Genomic DNA, 19,314 nt, shown 5'->3' with positions numbered 1-19,314 from the left:
GACGATGAGTTTAAGATATGAACAAGCGGGTGTGAATTTAGAGGCAGGTTATGAGGCAGTATCACGCATGAAGCGTCACGTTGCACGGACGATGCGTCCAGAAGTGATGACCGGGCTCGGTAGTTTTGGTGCGATGATTGACCTTGGCTCGATGCAGTTGAAACATCCGATTCTCGTCAGCGGAACGGATGGGGTCGGCACGAAACTCAAACTCGCGTTCGCGCTCGACCAACATGATACGATTGGAATTGACTGTGTGGCGATGTGTGTCAATGACTGTCTCGTCCACGGGGCCGAACCGCTTTATTTCTTAGACTATATCGCGACCGGAAAAGCGGAACCGGCCAAACTTGAGCGCATCGTCGCAGGAGTCGCCGAAGGCTGTGTCCAAGCGGGCTGTGCCCTCGTTGGAGGCGAGACGGCCGAGATGCCGGGGATGTATCCGGACGGCGAATATGACATCGCCGGATTCGCCGTCGGTGTCGTCGAGAAGGAAGCACTGATCGATGGACGGACGATTGAAGCGGGGGACATCGTCCTCGGACTCGCATCATCGGGTGTCCATTCAAACGGATTCTCGCTCGTCCGCCATATCGTCGAATCTCAAGGGCTCGCCTACACTGATGAGATCGCCATGCTCGACACGACGCTCGGGAACGCCCTTTTGTTGCCGACGCGCATCTATTCCGAGGCGGCGAAAGCGGCCATCGCGACGGGGCGTGTCCAAGGCATGGCCCATATCACGGGCGGCGGTTTTTACGAGAACGTGCCACGCATGCTGCCGGAAGGCCTCGGTGTCACATTCGACGCATCGAATTGGCCGAGCCTGCCCGTGTTCGACTGGCTCGAACAAGTCGGGCACGTCTCGAAACAAGAGATGTTCAACGTGTTCAATATGGGTATCGGCTTCATGATCGCAGTCCGTCCTGAAGATGTCGAAGCTGTCGAAGCTGCGCTCGAGCGCGCCGGAGAGACGTCGCATCGCATCGGGAAAGTCGATGCCAAACCGGGTGTCCGCATCATGGGGGTCGACCAGTGAAAAAGTTTGCCATCTTCGCCTCCGGGTCCGGTAGCAACGCCGAAGCGATTTGGCAAGCCATTGACCGAGGCGACTTGTCAGGGGAATGCGTCCTGCTCGTCACGGACAAACCAGAAGCGAAAGTACTCGAGCGGGCCGATCGGTTCAACATCCCGACCTTCTCGTTCGAACCGAAGACGTACGCCTCAAAAGCGGAATTCGAACAAGAAATACTAGTCCTACTACAGGCACTCGGCGCCGACTATATTGTCTTGGCCGGGTATATGCGGTTGATTGGGGACGTATTGCTGTCAGCATATCCGAACCATATTATCAACATCCATCCGTCGCTCTTACCGGCGTTCCCAGGAAAAGACGCCATCGGTCAGGCGCTCGCGGCGAACGTGCCGACGAGCGGTGTCACCGTCCATTACGTCGATGCCGGGATGGATACGGGACCAATCATCGCCCAACAAGACGTCGCTATCGCAGGCTGTGATGCGGCCGAAGCGGCAAGACGCATCCAAGCGGTCGAGCATCAGCTCTATCCGCGCGTACTACAACAAGTGTTTATCCAACAGGAGGTTTTCAAGTGAGAGCATTACTGAGTGTGTCAGATAAAACAGGAATCGTCGAGCTCGCGCAGGCGTTGCATGAAGCGGGCATCGAACTCATTTCGACAGGCGGGACGGAAGCAGCGCTCATCGCGGCTGGCCTTCCGGTAAAAAACATCTCAGCAGTGACGTCGTTCCCAGAGATGCTCGACGGACGCGTGAAGACGCTCCATCCGCTCGTTCACGGTGGCCTGCTCGGGCGCCGCGATTTGGACTCGCACGTCGAACAGATGAGAGACCACGACATCGAGCCAATCGACTATGTCGTCGTCAACTTATACCCGTTCAAAGAGACGATTGCGAAAGAGAATGCGACGTATGAAGAAGCGATTGAAAATATCGATATCGGTGGACCGAGCATGCTCCGTTCAGCCGCGAAAAACCATGCCAGCGTGACGGTCGTCGTTGATCCGGCCGACTACGGTCATGTGGCCGAAGCGGTTCGTGCCGGCGGGACGACGTTCGAAACACGTCAACGTCTTGCGACAAAAGCGTTCCGTCACACGGCGGCGTATGACGCCTTGATTGCCGACTATTTAGGGCAGCAGATCGGCGAGACGTTCCCGGAACAGCTCACGGTCACGTATGAGAAAGTACAAGACCTCCGTTACGGGGAAAACCCGCACCAGCAGGCAGCGTTTTATAAGACGCCGCTCTATCACGGGATGACGCTCGCGAACGCGAAGCAACTGCACGGCAAAGAACTCTCATATAACAATATCCAAGATACGAATGCGGCGCTCGAGGCGCTCAGCGAATTGACGGAGCCGGCAGCGGTCGTCGTCAAACATATGAACCCGTGCGGTGTCGCTGTCGGACAGACAATCAGCCAGGCGTTCTCAAGAGCCCATGCGGCCGATCCGGTCTCGATTTTTGGAGGCATCGTCGCCTTGAACCGTGAAGTCGATGTGGAAACGGCAGAGGCGCTCCGCAACATCTTCCTAGAAATCATCATCGCGCCATCCTTTAGTGAGGCAGCACTTGACCGATTGAAAGAGAAAAAGAATCTTCGGTTATTGACGCTCGACATGGGCCAGATGACAGGGATGCGCTTGACAGCCGTCGCGGGCGGTCTCCTCGTACAAGATGAGGACGACGTCACACTCGATGATGCGTCATGCCAAATCGTGACGGATCGTCGTCCGACGGCGTCTGAATGGGAAGATTTGAAACTTGCGTGGCGTGTCGTGAAACACGTGAAATCCAACGCCATCGTCGTCGCCAAAGACGAGACGACAATCGGTATCGGTGCGGGACAGATGAACCGCGTCGGCGCGGCGAAAATCGCTTTCGAACAAGCAGGGGAACGTGCTCAAGGGGCCGCTCTCGGTAGCGATGCGTTCTTCCCGATGGGCGATACGGTCGAGGCTGCGGCTGCGGCCGGGATCACGGCCATCATTCAACCGGGCGGGTCGATTCGTGACGAAGAGTCGATCGAAGCGGCGAACCGTCACGGCATCACGATGGTGTTCACGTCAGTTCGACACTTCAAACATTGAGAGGAGCGATAAGATGAACGTACTCGTCATTGGACGTGGCGGCCGTGAACACGCGCTCGCCTGGAAACTGGGACAAGACGGACATGAGGTGTTCGTCGCCCCGGGCAATCTCAATATGGATGGTGTGACCTGCGTGCCGATTGAAGAGACGGATGTTTCGGCCCTTGTTGGGTTTGCGAAGCGCGAAGAAATCGATTGGACGATTGTCGGCCCCGAATCGGCCCTGATGGCCGGAGTCGTCGATACGTTCCAAGCAGAAGGTCAACACATCTTCGGACCGACGAAAGCGGCAGCGCTCCTCGAGGGTAGTAAAGCCTTCGCCAAAGAAGTGATGCGCGAAGCAAATATTCCGACAGCGGGATATGATACGTTTACCGACGCAGCGTCGGCGCTACGTCATATCGATCAGTCGGAAGCCCCGCTCGTCGTCAAAGCGGACGGACTCGCTGCCGGGAAAGGCGTGACCGTCGCGTTCACACTCGATGAGGCGCGGGCGGCGATTCACGACATCTTCGGCACCGATAAGTTCGGGGATCAGTCCCGTGTCGTCATCGAAGAGTTTTTAGACGGGGAAGAGTTCTCGCTCATGGCGTTCGTCTCAGGCGAGCACGTCATCCCGATGATCACGTCACAAGATCACAAACGTGCGTTTGACGGCGACAAAGGGCCGAATACGGGTGGCATGGGCGCATATAGCCCGATGCCTCATCTCGACGATGCCGTGTACACGGAAGCGGTCGAGCGCGTGCTCTTCCCGCTCGCGCGGACGATGGTCGAACGAGGCACTCCGTTCGAAGGGTTCTTGTATGCAGGTCTTATCTTGACGGCGGATGGCCCGAAAGTGATCGAGTTCAACGCTCGGTTCGGCGATCCCGAGACCGAGGTCATTCTCCCGAACTTGGCATCTCCTCTCCTCGACGTCATCGAGGCGGTCGTGGACCAAAAAACGTATCCGATTGAATGGGTGGAAGGCTATACGATTGGAGTCGTCGTCGCGGCAGAAGGCTATCCTGATCGAGCGACGACCGGACAGGTACTATCAGGCTTCGGTGACTTACGAGACGATGTGCTCGTGTTCCATGCGGGCACGACCCGTGACGGGGCGGACATCGTCGGCAACGGGGGACGCTTGTTCGTGCTCACGTCGACAAAACCGACCTTGCTCGAAGCGAAATATGCCGTCTATACGGCACTCGAACAACTTGATTTGCCACAGACGTTCTACCGTCGAGACATCGGGGGACGGGCGTTGGCACGTATTTTTTAAAGGATGGGTCAACCCGTCCTTTTTTTCATGCGAAAAGAAGGGAATTCACGCTTCCTGCTCTACAATAATGGAGTAGATTGAAGGAAGAAGGTGGTCGACGTGCGCATTCGGACGAAGCTCATGATTGCGGTGGCCGTGAATATAGTCGTGTTTGTCGGAATCATCTTTTTTGGGGTCCGCCCTTATTTTATCGAGAAGAGCATGGAACAAGATCGGCAGACGGTCGAGAGTCAAGTCGCGAGCGTGTCAGAGACGCTCGCCAATCGGAAGCATACGCTCGAGCGCACACTCGTCGATTGGGCCGTCTGGAATGACACCTACACGTTCGTTCAACGACGGAACGCCTCCTATGTCCAAAGTAACATTAGCGAGGAATCGCTTGAAAACTTGAGCGTCAACGCCATCGTCTATTTGGACCGGGACGGAGAAGCGTTCTACTCGTCGTTCCGTTCAGCGAGTACGACGTTGTCAAAAACTGATCAACAAACGCTCATCAAGGCGGTCACTTCTCGATTAAGCGATCAGGAAGATACGCAAAACGGCATCTATGCGAGTGATTTCGGTCCGACGCTGTACGTCAGTCACCCGATTTTACGAAGTGATAGTAGTGGTCCAAGTCAAGGTACGCTCGTCATGCTCGAGTTCGTCGACCCGGCATTTCTGGCGGACATGAGCACCCAGACGAAAATTCCATTGACGATTCAACCTGCGCGTCAAAATCAGACGGTCATCACGGATGGGGACGCCGGGACCGACGTCGTGATTCCGCTTGGCACCGTGTTTCAACAGTCCGATTTCGAAGTGACGTTCACCGCTGAACAAACGCATTATCAAAATACGGTGGCGATGTTACGGCTCGGGATGATTGCCCTCGTCGTCCTCGGGGTCGGTCTCTTCTTGTCGTTGCTATGGACGATTCATCGTGTCGTGATTCGGCGGCTCATGGAAATCGTCAGCGAGTTGAAAGTGATCACGCTCGAACGGGATAGCCGACTCCGGCTCAGTCGTGACGCGAAGAGCCACGATGAGATTGAACAGATGGCGACGAGCATGAATGAAGTACTCGCGGCCCTCGAGGACACACGCGCCGAAGTGATTGATCGGGCGTTCCGTGACGCGTTGACGTTGCTCCCGAACCGGCTCGCTCTCGAGGATTACTTCTCGAACGTGCGCGGCAAACAAGACCAGATCGGCGTGCTCGGTTTGGACTTGGACGACTTCCGGCGCATCAACGACCAGTACGGACACCGGACAGGCGACGCCGTCCTGATTTATATCGCTTCCCGGCTCAACTTCTATAAAGAAGATGGATTTGTCGCCCGAATCGGGGCCGATGAGTTCATGTTCGTCCATCCAGGATGGACGCTCGAACAATTGCAGCCGGTCGCTCGGCGTTTGACCAAAGACTTGAAGGATTGGGCCGAGGGCAACGGGGTGAAGGGGATGGCTGTGACGATTGGAATCGACGTGTTCACCTGTGCGGAGCCGCACCATACGTATGAGATCATGATGGGCCGGCTCGATGTCGTCATTCATGAGGCGAAACTGTCAGGGAAGAATCGAGTGCTCACGTTCCAAGAAATCGAGGACGGGAGCCACTATTTACAGACGCTCGAGATGGAACGCGATCTTCGACACGCCCTCGAACACAATGAGTTCGAACTGTATTATCAGCCAATCGTGTCGCCGCGACCGTTTGCTGTACGTGGCGTCGAAGCGCTCATTCGCTGGAACCATCCGACGAAAGGTCAAATCTCGCCGGGTCTGTTCATCCCGGTCGCCGAACAGCTCGGCCTCATCTCCGATTTGGGCCGTTGGGTGCTCGAACAGGCCGTCCTCGAGATGGAAGACCACGTGACACACCATCACTTGTTCTTGTCGATTAATGTGTCGAAGCGTCAAATCGCCGACGGGTCATTTTTAGCTTCATTGGAACGAGTGTTGACCACGTCGAGATTTGACCCTCACCGTCTCCATGTCGAGATCACCGAGAGTGAGGTCGGGGGCAATTTATACGAACTGCAACAGTTCATTCAAGCGCTCAAAACCATCGGGGTCAAAATCTCGCTCGATGACTTCGGGGTCGGCACGTCGTCGTTGTCGTTCTTGCAGTCGCTTCAACTCGACTTGATAAAAATCGACCAGAACTTCGTCAAAGGAATTCCCGAGAACACGTTCGACCGGGCGTTGCTCGAAGGGTTATATCAGACGTTCCAGACGCTCGGACTCGATATCGTCACCGAAGGGGTCGAACGTCCAGAACAGCTCGCCTTCGTGCTCGAACATAGCAGTTCCCTCATTCAAGGCTATCATTACAGCAAGCCTGTCCCGCTCGCTGAACTCGAGCATTATTTGAAAAAGACGGTCACGATGTACGATTGGTGAAGGCGTCTCCCGCGGGAGGCGTCTTTATTTGTGTGAATTTCATGTGAATTCCGTTACAATGGGCAACATAGCTTGCGAGCCTTTCATAGAAAAGGTAAACTTGAACCAGATGAAAGAAAACGCTTACAAAGTTATTGTATGATAATAATGGCGAAGCGATTAAGGGAGGATTGGGTTCGATGCCACCAAAACGATCGGCGCGGGCACCGTGGTCTAAAGCGATGATTCGGTCACAATTAGAAGTCGTGAGCCAAGCCAGACCACCTTCGCTCGTATTGATGAATGCCACATACTTAAATATGTACGTGAAGCAGTGGAAACAAGCAAACATATGGATTGAGCATGACCGGATCGTCTACGTCGGGCCAGATGTTCCGAAAGCGGCCGTCGAGACGGTAGACGTGTCAGGGAAATACATCGTACCGGGCTATATCGAGCCGCACGCGCATCCATTCCAACTTTATAATCCGGCGACGCTGTCGAAGTATGCAGGTGAGCGGGGGACGACAACGCTCGTGAATGACAACATGCTTCTTTTTTTACAAAATAAGGAGCAAGCGTTTGCGCAACTGGAAGCGATGCAACAGCTCCCGACGAGCACGTACTGGTGGGCGCGTCTCGATACGCAGACCGAACTCGACCGCGATAGCGTCCTCGTCGACTCCGAGCGGATTCACGACTGGTTCAATCATCCGGATGTCATCATGGCCGGAGAATTGACGGCCTGGCCGCGGACGTTGAAAGGCGATGACGAGATGCTGCAGTGGATGCTCGATGCAGAGACGTGCGGGCTCCCGGTCGAGGGGCATTTCCCAGGTGCCTCGGCGAAGACGTTGACGAAGATGGCGCTGATGGGTGTCCACAGCGACCATGAGGCGATGACGGCCGAAGAAGCACTCTGCCGGCTCGAACACGGTTATACGACGACACTCCGTCATTCCTCGATTCGTCCCGACCTTCCAGGGATCATCCGGGGTCTGCTTGACGCCGGACTCGAGGCGTTCGACCATGTGATGGTCACGACAGACGGGTCGACGCCAGGATTTTATCAAGACGGGTTACAAGACGCGCTCGTGAAAATCATGATTGAGGCGGGTTTGCCTCCAATTGAAGCATACCGCATCGTCTCGTTGAACGTGGCGCGACACTTCGGGCTCGACCACGTCCTCGGTTCGATTGCGCCGGGACGCATCGCCCATCTCAATATTTTGGATGCGGTTGATGAGCCACGCCCGAGCGCTGTCATTGCCAAAGGGCAATGGATTTATCGGGACGGGACGTCCGAATTTCCGAACGAGCTCGTCGATGCGGCGCTTGCCTTGATGCCGTCGACGAACGTCGACATCGAACTGACGCCGAACGACTTATCGTTCAGCATGCCGGTCGGGCTCGACATGGTCAACTCGGTCATCATGAAGCTGTTCAAAATCACGCACGATACCGGACAAGATGAGCTGCCACGTGACGGGGACGAGTCGTTCCTCATGCTGCTCGATAAAGAAGGGAAATGGCGCCTCAATACGGTGCTGAAAGGATTCGCCAACGACTTCGGAGGCCTCGTCAGTTCGTATTCGATTAGCGGTGACTATTTGATTCTTGGGAAATGCAAACAAGACATGTTGACGGCTTTCGAGCGGATGAAGGAACTTGGCGGCGGCATCGTCCTTGTCGACCGCGGTGAGGTGATCGCGGAAATCTCGCTCCCGCTCTGTGGCATGACGTCGAAGGAGCCGGTCGAACGGTTGATTGTCCAAGAAGAAGGGTTGCGGGCCGAGCTACTGATTCGTGGATACAAATTCGAAGACCCGATTTATACGCTCTTGTTCTTGGCGTCAACGCACTTGCCATATGTGCGGGCCACACCGCTCGGGATTTACGAAGTGATGAAGAAACAAATACTATTTCCGGCGATTTTACGATGAACAGTTGAGTCCGAGCCGGTCGTGCTTTAGAATGATAAAGAAGTACGATGAGAGAGGATGCTTGCGGATGCAACTCGATAAATTACGAGGACGAGAGCTCGATCAGCTATTTGAGGCGATTTTGAAGCTCGATACACTCGAAGATTGTTATCAACTATTTGAAGATTTAGCGACCGTGAACGAAGTACAGGCGCTCGCCCAACGGCTTGAAGTAGCCCGTCAAATTCGTGAAGGTAGCACATATCATAAAATTGAAGAAGCGACAGGTGCTTCGACAGCCACCATTTCCCGCGTCAAGCGTTGCTTGAACTACGGGTCTGGCGGTTATGATCTTGCCCTTGAACGTCTAAAACAATCAGAAGGTGACTCGTAAGAGTCATCTTGTTTTTGATGGGAGAGGAGGGGCGAGATGCAAGACAAGTTTATGAAACGAAATTTACAGCTGTTCTTCCGGAAGCTGACACCGGTCCAGACACTCGTGTTGATTTACAGCGCGGCGGTCGTGTTGTCTGTCATTTTGCTCGCCTTACCGATTGCGCGACAGCCGGGTGTCACGATCACATTCACCGATCTCGTCTTTTTTGCGGTCAGCTGTGTCAGCGTCACCGGCTTGACGCCAATCGTCGTGACGGATACGTTTTCGACGTTCGGGCTGTTCATCATCCTGTTCATCGTTCAAGTGAGCGGGGTCGGTCTGATCAGTTTGCACGTCATCATGTGGATTTTGCTCGGAAAGCGGATTGGCTTTCGTGAGCGTCAGCTGATTTTACGGGACCAGAACCAGACGTCGATGTCTGGAATCGTGAAGTATATTGCGGAAATTGTCATCACCGTTATCACGATTGAAGCGATTGGGGCAATCATGCTCGGAATCCATTACTTAAATTACTTTGATACGGCCAGAGAGGCGTTCCTGCAAGGGCTGTTCGGTTCGATCAGTGCGACGACGAACGCGGGGTTCGATATCACCGGCAGTTCGCTCGCGCCGTTCCGGGAAGACCCGTTCGTCATCTTTACGCAAATCGCGCTCATGACCGGTGGCGCCATCGGGTTCCCGGTCCTCGTCGAGATTCGCACCTATTTGACGAACCGGATTATACGGAAACGTGAGAATTTCCCGCGCCGCTTCTCGTTGTTCACGAAATTGACGGTATCCACGTTCTTCGGATTGATCGCGGTCGGGACCGTCGGCTTGTTTCTATTTGAATATAATAACGCGTTCAAAGGTTTACCGCTCTGGCTCGCGCTCTCGGATTCCTTGTTCCAGTCCGTGACGACGCGAAACGGGGGCTTGACGACGGTAGACGTCAACCTGTTCTCGGAAGGCAGTATGTTATTGTTATCGATTCTGATGTTCATCGGGGCGTCCCCGTCCTCGGTCGGCGGGGGGATTCGGACGACGACGTTCGCCGTCGCCGTGCTCGGGGTCGTCGCGTTCATTCGCGGGGACTCGTCCATCAAAATTTTCGGGCGCGAGATTGTGCTCGAGGATATTTGGAAAGCGTTCGTCATCATCACGGTGTCACTCGCTGTCCTGCTCACGGGGGTCATGGTGCTCACCTTCTTTGAAGACGCATCGCTTACCCGCATCTTGTTCGAGGCGTGCTCGGCGTTCGGAACGACCGGCTTGTCGGTCGGTCTGTCGGCAGAGTTCAGTAACGTCGGAAAATGGGTACTCACGATTTTAATGTTCATCGGTCGAATCGGTGTCATCGCCTTCATCTTGATTTTGCAGCGGAGACAGCCGAAACGGATGTACAACTATCCGAAAGAATCAATCATCTTAGGCTAAGGAGCTCAGATCATGAAGGCTTTTTGGATCAACTTTGGTTACGTGTTCGCCGTCCCGGTCTTACCGTTCATCGCGGTCGTGAACGGAACAGCGCTCTGCTCGCCAGATTCACCGTTACTCGAGATTCCAGTGCTCGGCTTCTTTTTGGCCAATCCGCTCTGGTTCATCCCGGTTTACGGACTGTTCGCACTCGTCGTCGCCAAATGGATGACGGCCCGCGAACAAAAGACGCACGCCAGACGTGCTTGAGACTTGCCTCGGCAAGTCTTTTTTTGTTCAACAGATGCAAGCGACGGGAAAAATCGCTACACTAGAGAAGGTATCGAATGGGGGGGAAGCCGAATGGATTTTCAATCGTGGCGCCACGTCTTTAAACTTGATCCGAATAAACCGCTCGATGATTCGGCGCTCGCAGCGCTCATCCGTTCGGGCACGGACGCTTTCCTCATCGGTGGGACGGATGGGGTCGACGCGGAAAACACGTTCGCGCTCTATACTCGTCTCGAAGGATGCGGCATCCCGCTCGCGCTCGAGATGAGCCATCCCGAGCAAGTGATTCGAGGCTTCGACCACTATTTCATTCCGACCGTCTTGAACGCGGGCACCGTGGACTGGGTCATCGGTCATCAAACGAGAGCGTTCGAACGATACGGACACTTGTTTCACGCTGACGTGACCGGACAAGGGTATATCGTCTTGAATCCAGATGCGAAAGTGGCCCACGTGACCGAGGCGAAGACCGATTTGTCCATCGAGACAGCCATCGCCTATGCGGAAGCGGGACATCGCTTGTTCCGCCTGCCTTCCTTGTATGTAGAGTATAGCGGCACGTTCGGATCGGTCGAGCTCGTCCAAGAAGTGCGACTGGCAGTGCCGGACGCCCATCTGTTTTATGGGGGCGGTATCACCGGATACGAGTCGGCCCGAGTAATGGCCGAGCACGTGGATACGATCGTCGTCGGCAATGTGATTTATGACAATTTCGAAGGAGCGCTTGCGACTGTCGCGGCACTCCGATAAAATAAGAACAAATGTTTGGATAGGGAAAGGAAACGATTATGTATAACTTGAGTGAAGAATTAGTCAAAGGCATGAACCCTCCGCAAGCGGAGGCGGTCAAATATACGGACGGCCCGTTGCTCATCATGGCCGGGGCAGGGTCTGGGAAAACACGTGTCTTGACGCATCGCGTCGCCTACTTGATGGCGTCGAAACAAATCGCGCCGTGGAACATTCTCGCCATTACGTTCACGAACAAAGCGGCTCGCGAGATGAAAGACCGGATCGCCCGCCTCGTCGGTGGCGTCGCGGACGATATTTGGATTTCGACGTTCCACTCGATGTGTGTCCGGATTTTGCGGCGTGACATCGATCGAATCCGTTATGACCGGAACTTCTCGATTCTCGACTCGTCCGATCAGTTGACGGCCATCAAACAAGTGCTTAAAGAGTTGAACCTTGACCCGAAAAAATATGAGCCGCGGACGCTCCTCGGTATGATCTCGAACCATAAGAACGAGCTCCGCACGCCGCAAGATGCGGCCGCACTCGTCGGCAACAACCCGTACGAGAAAGTCATCTCGGACGTCTACACGGCGTATGAGAAGAAATTGAAGCAGAACAACGTGCTCGACTTTGACGACTTGATCATGAAGGCGATTCAGTTGTTCCAAGAAGCGCCGGACGTGCTCGCGTTTTATCAGAAGAAGTTCCAATACATCCACGTCGACGAGTATCAAGATACGAACCGGGCCCAATACACGCTCGTCAAGCTGCTCGCGCAGGCGCATGAGAACCTGTGTGTCGTCGGTGACTCGGATCAGTCGATTTATCGCTGGCGCGGCGCCGACATCGCCAACATCTTGACGTTCGAGAAGGATTATCCGAGCGCGCACGTCATCTTGCTCGAACAAAACTATCGGTCGACGAAGCGGATTTTGGAAGCGGCGAACGGTGTCATTCAAAACAACTCGGGTCGAAAAGACAAGCAGCTCTGGACCGAGAACGTCGAAGGCGAGAAACTCCTCTTGCATGTCGCCTCGGATGACCGGGATGAAGCGTTCTTCATCATCAATCAGATGAAGGAGCTCCGCCAAGAAGGCATCGATTACGGCGAGATGGCCGTCCTGTACCGGACGAACGCCCAATCGCGCGGACTCGAGGAAATGCTCCTCAAGTCGAACATCCCGTATAAGATGGTCGGCGGGACGAAGTTCTATGAACGAAAAGAAATCAAGGATATCTTGGCGTATTTGCGCTTAATCGCCAACCCAGACGAGGACATCTCATTCGTCCGTGTCGTCAACGAACCGAAGCGCGGCATCGGCGCCGCGACGGTCGATAAGCTCGGCGACTTCGCCGGGATGCAAGGCGTGTCGCTCATGGAAGCGATTCGTGACATCGAACTGTCGGGCATTGCGCCGCGCACAGCGACGAAGCTCGCCGAGTTCCGTCAATTGATGGTCGATTTGCGTCAAATGGCCGACTACTTGTCCATCTCGGAATTGATTGAAGAAGTGTTGAAGAAGTCAGGCTACGAAGAGATGCTCAAAATCGAGAAGACGCTCGAAGCCGAGAGCCGCCTTGAGAACTTGCAAGAGTTCCTCTCGGTCGCCCAAAATTTTGAGAAAGAGAGTGACGAGCAGACACTCGTCGCCTTTTTGACCGATTTGACGCTCGTCTCGGACCTCGACACGCTCGAAGAAGTCGACGAGTTACACCAAGTCACACTCATGACGCTACACTCGGCCAAGGGACTTGAGTTCCCGGTCGTCTTCTTGATTGGGATGGAAGAAGGGTTGTTCCCACACAGCCGTGCCTTGAACGACCCGGAAGAGATGGAAGAAGAACGCCGTCTCGCGTACGTCGGCATCACGCGGGCCGAGAAGCGTCTCTATTTGACACGGGCCCAGTCCCGCATGTTGTACGGGCGTTTCCAAAACAACCCGGAGTCGCGCTTCTTGCACGAGTTGCCAGAGACGCTCTTGGAGCGATCGGGCAAAGCGAAGAAGCCGATGCCATGGAATCCAGTCGAGTCGCCGGGGAAACTTCCTGTGAACGGCTTCAGCTCGAAACCGAAACCAAAACTTGCCCAGTCGTCCGGCGCCGAATCAATCGGTTGGAACGTTGGGGACAAGGCCAATCATAAGAAATGGGGACAAGGCACGGTCGTTCAGACGCGTGGCGAAGGCGATCAGCTCGAGCTCGATATCGCTTTCCCGGCCGTCGGCATCAAGCGCCTGCTCGCCAAGTTTGCCCCAATCGAAAAAGCGTGAGGTGATCATATGGAGATGGCAGAACGCGTTGAAGCGATTCGTCAAAAGTTAAATCAATACGGGTATGAATATTATGTGCTCGACCGACCGAGTGTCCCGGATGCGGAATACGACCGTCTCATGAACGAATTGATTGAAATCGAGACGGACTATCCGGAACTCCGGAGTCCGGATTCACCGACGCAACGTGTCGGCGGCGTCCCGCTCGATGCGTTCGTCAAAGTGACACATGACACGCCGATGCTGTCGCTCGGGAACGTCTTCTCTAAAGAAGAACTCGTCGAATGGGTCGAACGGATTGAGAAAGATCTCGGCTACAGTCCACTCTTCGTCGCCGAGCTCAAGTTTGACGGGCTCGCCGTGTCGCTGAAATACGAAGACGGTCGGCTCGTCCGTGGCGCGACGCGCGGGGACGGGACGACTGGGGAAGACATCACACAAAACTTGAAGACGATCCGCTCGATTCCGCTCCGGTTGAACGAGGACGTCACGTTCGAGGTGCGCGGTGAGGCGTACATGCCGAAACGATCGTTCGAACATTTGAACGACGAGCGGGAACGCCTCGGCGAACCACTATTCGCCAACCCGCGCAATGCGGCGGCAGGTTCGCTCCGGCAGCTCGACTCGAAAATCGCGGCGTCGCGGAATTTGGCGTTCTTCGCCTACGGGCTCGTCTCGACGGACGACCTCGTCGCCTCGCATGACGAGTCGCTCGCGTATTTGCGCCGTCTCGGCATCGCCGTCAGCCAAGAATACACGACGTGTCATACGGCCGATGAGTTATGGGACTATATTGAAACGTATGTGACGAAGCGGTCGGAGTTGCCGTACGAGATTGACGGCATCGTCATCAAAGTCGCAGCCTATGAAGAGCAAGAACAGCTCGGCTTCACTGCGAAGAGCCCGCGTTGGGCCGTCGCCTATAAGTTTCCGGCCGAGGAAGTCGTGACGACGATCGAAGACGTCGACTTCAGTGTCGGACGGACCGGGAAAGTCACGCCACGCGCACGGTTCGCTCCAGTCTCGGTCGCGGGATCGACCGTGACGTATGCGACGCTCCACAACGAGGACTTCATTGTAGAGAAGGACCTTCACATCGGGGACCGTGTCGTCATCAAGAAAGCCGGGGACGTCATCCCGGCCGTCGTCTCGGCGCTCGTCAGTGAGCGGACCGGGGAGGAGACGGAAATCGTCTTCCCGACCCATTGTCCGGCCTGTGAATCTGAACTCGTCCGGTTAGAAGGAGAGGCGGACCATCGTTGCGTCAATCCAGAATGTCCGGCCCAACTGCTCGAAGGGCTGATTCATTTCGTATCACGCCCGGCGATGAATATCGATGGGCTCGGCGAGAAAGTGATCACGCAACTTCATGCGTCTGACCTCGTCCATAACGTGGCCGACCTGTATCGTCTCGACCGGGATGCGCTGCTCGCACTCGACCGGATGGGCGAGACGTCGGTGACGAACCTGCTCGCGGCCATCGAGCAATCGAAACAGAACTCGCTCGAGCGTGTCTTGTTCGCGCTCGGCATCCGTCTCGTCGGCCAAAAAGCGGCCGTGTTGATCGCGGAGCGGTTCGAGACGATGGAAGCGGTCATGGAGGCCTCGGTCGACGAATTGACGTCCATCGATGGCATCGGTACGAAGATGGCTGAATCGATCGTCTTCTACTTTGAGAAGCCAGAAGCGCGTGACCTCGTCCGTGACCTCGGAGCGGCAGGTGTCAATCTGACGTTCAAAGGTGCGAAACGACCGGTCGACGCCGATGCACCGCTCGCCGGGAAGACGATCGTCTTGACCGGGAAACTGCATGAGATGACACGTGGCGAAGCCGGGAAACAACTTGAATTGCTCGGTGCGAGCGTCACGGGCAGCGTCAGCAAGAACACCGACCTCCTCGTCGCCGGCGAGAAGGCGGGCTCGAAACTGACGAAAGCCGAGTCACTCGGCATCGAAGTGTGGGATGAGGCGGCGTTGCTCGCCTTCTTAGCCGACCAATCGTGAATGAGGTCCTCCTGAGGGAGGGCCTTTTTTCATTGACCTGATTTTTAAACGTTTCCGGTCTCGAGCAGGTTCGCGCCTTCACGGGACGGGTAATGATTAGTATCTACAAATACTTATTTGACACCAAGACCTTACACCACGACTCGCGCACACTCACCCTCCATCCCTCTCCCGTGCCGGAGCGTGTCATCGCAGACGCCACAGTTCGGCAGACACCTTAGAGGAGGGGACCATCATGCAACGCACCAACCGACGTTTCATCGCACTCATTACATTCGTCCTCGTATTGATTGGCATGTGGGCACCGCATGGAAGTTACGCGAACACGACGATGACACCGACACCCATTTATGCACAAATTGAGTTGAGCCCCGAAGAAATCGAAGCATACGATGACGCGAGTTTGATTTACGCGGACGTCACGTATTACGGGGCGCGTGAGACGTCAACGATTTGGCGGTTCATGATTGACGCGACCGAGGTCGACGTGACGACAATCGACCAAATCACCTTGTATGACGGTGCCGGTGTTCCTTATTCATTCCCGAACGCCGTCTATGCGTTCCAGATGGAGGAACTTGTAGGTGAGTCAAGCGAACCGGGTGATGACGGGACGGAGACGGTTCCGGACGTCGATACACCGGGCGAGCCTCCGCTCGTTGAACCGGAGCCATCATTAGAGGAACCTGTCACCGAAGAAGTGGCCGCGCCCTCTGCTAGCCCAGCGGTTGCAATCGATCAATTGGTGCTCGGTGCCGACGGGCCGATCGAGCGTGTGTTAGGCGGGGATTTGGTGACATATCGGCTCGTCATCGATGTGACAGGCGCTCCGATTGAGAACTTGTCTGTGTCCAACACGGTGCCCGAAGCGTTGACCGTCGTCGCGGATTCGGTCGAAGTGCTCGGTCCGGAAGGCTCAGTCGCCCCGACGACCGTGAGCGGACCACCCGCTTTCAATTGGACGTTCCCGACGATACCGGTCGGGACGACGACGATTCAGTTCGACACGTTCGCACCAGATGTGACGAGTGAGACCGTCGTGACGAATACGTTCTGTATCGGTGTTGAAGACGAGACCGTTCCGGCAGCTTGTACGGAGGCGAATGTCACGGTCGTACCGAACGAGACGATTGGCCTTGAGGTCGGGAAAGAGGCAAACATTGATCAAGCCGTTGTCGGTGGGATGATTCCATATACGTTCGTTATCGAGAACACAGGCGAGACGGCGCTCACGATTACATCCATCGAAGATGAGTTCTTTAGCGGCGACATCGACGCCAAGGCGGTCGACACGTTCAATGCAAACGTCCGCGAGCGCTTATTGGCACTCGTCGGCGATGATGGGCTTCTCGCTGGGGAACGAGTCGAGGCGACCGTCAACTTATTGATTCCAACCGATTACGATCGGACGAGCGCTCCTGAAATCGGGAACGTGTTCCGCGTCGCTGCGACCGATGCTTACGGTCGAGTCATCGATGCCGAGAGCCAACAAATCGTCTTATTGAATCAAGCTGACTTCACCGTCACGAAGACGGCGCGTCCCGAAACGGTGCATCCAGGTGAGGCGATTCGCTATACGTATACAATCACGAACACGTCGAACGTCACCTTGTACTTCGTCGACGTCATCGACGAATGGACGAGCGGGGCGTTGACGACCAAAGAACAGCGCGAGACGACCGAGACGCTCCGAGACGGCATGCGTGCTCTGGCCGAAGTCGAGAACGGATTAATCCCCGGCGAAGAGGTCGTACTCGAGATGGAGAAAGTACTCTTGCCATCTTATGATGTGCGGGCCGGCGCAGTGCTCACGAACCGGACGACGTTCACGTTCGAAGTCAATCGTGAGGCGCGCGTGTCGCGGACGGTCGAGGCGACCGTGCACGTGAAGCAAAACCTTCCAAAACCGGGCAACGATAACCGTGATGACCAAGATGAATCGGTTTATGTGCCGGAACCAACGACTCCGGTGACGCCAGACCAAGCGACCCTTCCGATGACCGGCACGACAAAAACGTGGGGAACGGTACTCGGACTCGTCTTGATCGTGCTCGGTCTCTTGTTCTTGACGCATCGACGTCGCCCATCTCCGAAAGCATGACGTGGACACCCTTCAACTCGAGTTGAAGGGTGTTTTGCTGTGAATTGGCACTGATTCCGCTTCGACACTTTTTTCAACGGATGATTTTGTTATAATGGACGAAGTGTAACGAAACGAATCATTAAAGGAGTTCAGACATAGATGAAATGGAAACAGATGCTCATCCCAGCTCTCGCCGCGACGGTTTTTCTCGGCGGATGCTCTATGAAAATCCCGATGGGGGAAGAAGAAGTCACACCGACAGGCGAAGAGACGGCAGCCGAAGGGGTCACTCAAGCGATTCAAGCGCGTGATTCATATTACCAGATGGTCATTCCGTTTAAACCAGCTGCGGCCCGAGGACTGGCGCAACGTCAAGTCAGCTCATCGCTCGAGCTCGAAGAAGTGGAGCTCGGCCTCATGCGCCATTCGACCGGCGCGTTCGATCCGGAGAAGTACGCCTATCAAGAAGGACAGCTATTGACGAGTGAAGATGTATCGCGTCTGCTTGGCCGTAAAGACAAAACGTCAGAAGGTCTCGTTCCGCTCAACCCGGCGTATGCGAACGGCACGGCCGAAGTGGCCGAGGAGCAGTTCGTCGAAGAGAACAAAAAGTCGCCACTCTATTTGGCGTCGCTCGTCGAACAAAACTATATGACGAAAACGGATAGTGGGTATCAACTCGGCGGTGTGTCGTTCGCCTTGATTTTGAATCAAGAGTACGTGTTCCAAGCGCCGAACTTCGGTCCGACCTATACGGAAAAGTTGGACGAGAAGAAAGTCATCGCTGAAGGAGAACGCATGGCGAATGAACTCGTCGCCCAGTTGCGGAAACGTGAGGACTTTAAAGACCTCGATATTAACGTCGCATTGTATATGAAAGCGCCGCAAGGTTCACCGACACCAGGGAACTATATCAAATCGGCATTCGTCGGCTCAGCCAATGAAGTGGCGGCGAACGACTGGATCGCCATCGATGAGACCTATTATTACTTCCCGTCCGCCACGGCGACGACCGAAGTGCGCGACGATGCCCAAAAGTTCTCCCTCTTCAGTGACCGGATTGCCGATGTGTTCCCGGATTTCAGCGGAATGATTGGAAAAGGCTTCTATCAAAACGGCGAGTTGTCACGAATCGAAATCGACATCCCCATCCAGTTTTATAGCCGGGCCGAGCTCGTCGGGTTCACCCAGCACGTCGTCGGTCTGCTCGAGAACCGGTGGGAGTACAACCGGAACGTACCGGTCCGCATCAACGTCACCTCACTCGGTGGCCAACAAGAAGTGACCATCGTGTTCGAAGAAGGCATGGACAGTCCGAGAGTATATTTCTAATCGTAAGAAGGCATCGTGATGAAACGAATGCCTTCTTTTTTTCGTATGCTAAGTAACGAGGAAATTCTTTGACCTTCTTTGACCAAATCGGTAGAATAGACTTAACAGAATCGGGAAAGAAAT

The 19,314-nt window shown here is 55.1% G+C and carries 14 protein-coding genes; all 14 read left to right on the top strand.

Going from position 1 to position 19,314, the window contains the following annotated elements:
• Positions 1 to 4 precede the first annotated feature (4 nt).
• Complete coding sequence (gene purM, locus KNP82_RS12795) at positions 5 to 1,039, top strand: phosphoribosylformylglycinamidine cyclo-ligase (protein ID WP_021065198.1); 1,035 nt, start codon at positions 5 to 7, stop codon at positions 1,037 to 1,039.
• Entirely contained in the window at positions 1,036 to 1,614 is a 579-nt protein-coding gene (gene purN / locus KNP82_RS12790) for a phosphoribosylglycinamide formyltransferase (RefSeq protein WP_029596113.1), read from the top strand. Before purM ends, purN begins: the two co-directional genes overlap by 4 nt.
• Positions 1,611 to 3,131 (top strand): bifunctional phosphoribosylaminoimidazolecarboxamide formyltransferase/IMP cyclohydrolase, encoded by a 1,521-nt coding sequence (gene purH / locus KNP82_RS12785; RefSeq protein WP_029596112.1) that lies wholly within the window; start codon positions 1,611 to 1,613, stop codon positions 3,129 to 3,131. Before purN ends, purH begins: the two co-directional genes overlap by 4 nt.
• Positions 3,132 to 3,144: 13 nt before the next feature.
• Positions 3,145 to 4,398 carry a phosphoribosylamine--glycine ligase gene (purD, locus tag KNP82_RS12780; RefSeq protein ID WP_029596111.1) on the top strand — a complete coding sequence of 418 codons (1,254 nt, stop codon included), beginning with the start codon at positions 3,145 to 3,147 and terminating at the stop codon, positions 4,396 to 4,398.
• 99 nt (positions 4,399 to 4,497) lie between these two features.
• Positions 4,498 to 6,783, top strand: a complete 2,286-nt coding sequence (locus KNP82_RS12775; protein WP_353049063.1) for a bifunctional diguanylate cyclase/phosphodiesterase — start codon at positions 4,498 to 4,500, stop codon at positions 6,781 to 6,783.
• A gap of 179 nt (positions 6,784 to 6,962) precedes the next feature.
• Entirely contained in the window at positions 6,963 to 8,705 is a 1,743-nt protein-coding gene (locus tag KNP82_RS12770; protein WP_214828227.1) for an adenine deaminase C-terminal domain-containing protein, read from the top strand.
• Positions 8,706 to 8,772: 67 nt separating this feature from the next.
• The gene (locus tag KNP82_RS12765) at positions 8,773 to 9,078 is read left to right on the top strand and encodes a YerC/YecD family TrpR-related protein (protein WP_021065204.1); all 306 of its coding nucleotides are present in this window, start codon (positions 8,773 to 8,775) and stop codon (positions 9,076 to 9,078) included.
• A gap of 36 nt (positions 9,079 to 9,114) precedes the next feature.
• Positions 9,115 to 10,497 (top strand): TrkH family potassium uptake protein, encoded by a 1,383-nt coding sequence (locus tag KNP82_RS12760; RefSeq protein ID WP_131472919.1) that lies wholly within the window; start codon positions 9,115 to 9,117, stop codon positions 10,495 to 10,497.
• Between the two features lie 12 nt (positions 10,498 to 10,509).
• Entirely contained in the window at positions 10,510 to 10,746 is a 237-nt protein-coding gene (locus tag KNP82_RS12755) for a hypothetical protein (RefSeq protein WP_021065206.1), read from the top strand.
• Between the two features lie 93 nt (positions 10,747 to 10,839).
• On the top strand, positions 10,840 to 11,517 hold the full coding sequence (gene pcrB, locus KNP82_RS12750) for a heptaprenylglyceryl phosphate synthase (protein ID WP_214799636.1): 678 nt from the start codon (positions 10,840 to 10,842) through the stop codon (positions 11,515 to 11,517).
• A gap of 38 nt (positions 11,518 to 11,555) precedes the next feature.
• Positions 11,556 to 13,772 (top strand): DNA helicase PcrA, encoded by a 2,217-nt coding sequence (gene pcrA, locus KNP82_RS12745; protein ID WP_021065208.1) that lies wholly within the window; start codon positions 11,556 to 11,558, stop codon positions 13,770 to 13,772.
• A 9-nt stretch (positions 13,773 to 13,781) separates the two neighbouring features.
• A complete protein-coding gene (gene ligA / locus KNP82_RS12740; RefSeq protein ID WP_214828220.1) occupies positions 13,782 to 15,776 on the top strand; it encodes an NAD-dependent DNA ligase LigA in 1,995 nt (664 codons plus the stop codon).
• Between the two features lie 235 nt (positions 15,777 to 16,011).
• A complete protein-coding gene (locus tag KNP82_RS12735) occupies positions 16,012 to 17,877 on the top strand; it encodes a DUF7507 domain-containing protein (RefSeq protein WP_214828217.1) in 1,866 nt (621 codons plus the stop codon).
• Between the two features lie 141 nt (positions 17,878 to 18,018).
• Positions 18,019 to 19,191 carry a CamS family sex pheromone protein gene (locus KNP82_RS12730; RefSeq protein WP_214828216.1) on the top strand — a complete coding sequence of 391 codons (1,173 nt, stop codon included), beginning with the start codon at positions 18,019 to 18,021 and terminating at the stop codon, positions 19,189 to 19,191.
• The last annotated feature ends 123 nt before the right edge of the window (positions 19,192 to 19,314 follow it).

It is taken from the genome of Exiguobacterium sp. s26 (assembly GCF_018618235.1).
Classification (GTDB): Bacteria; Bacillota; Bacilli; order Exiguobacteriales; family Exiguobacteriaceae; genus Exiguobacterium; species Exiguobacterium chiriqhucha.
Note: the sequence above shows the minus strand (reverse complement) of the source record. Positions and strands in the feature narration are given on the sequence as shown.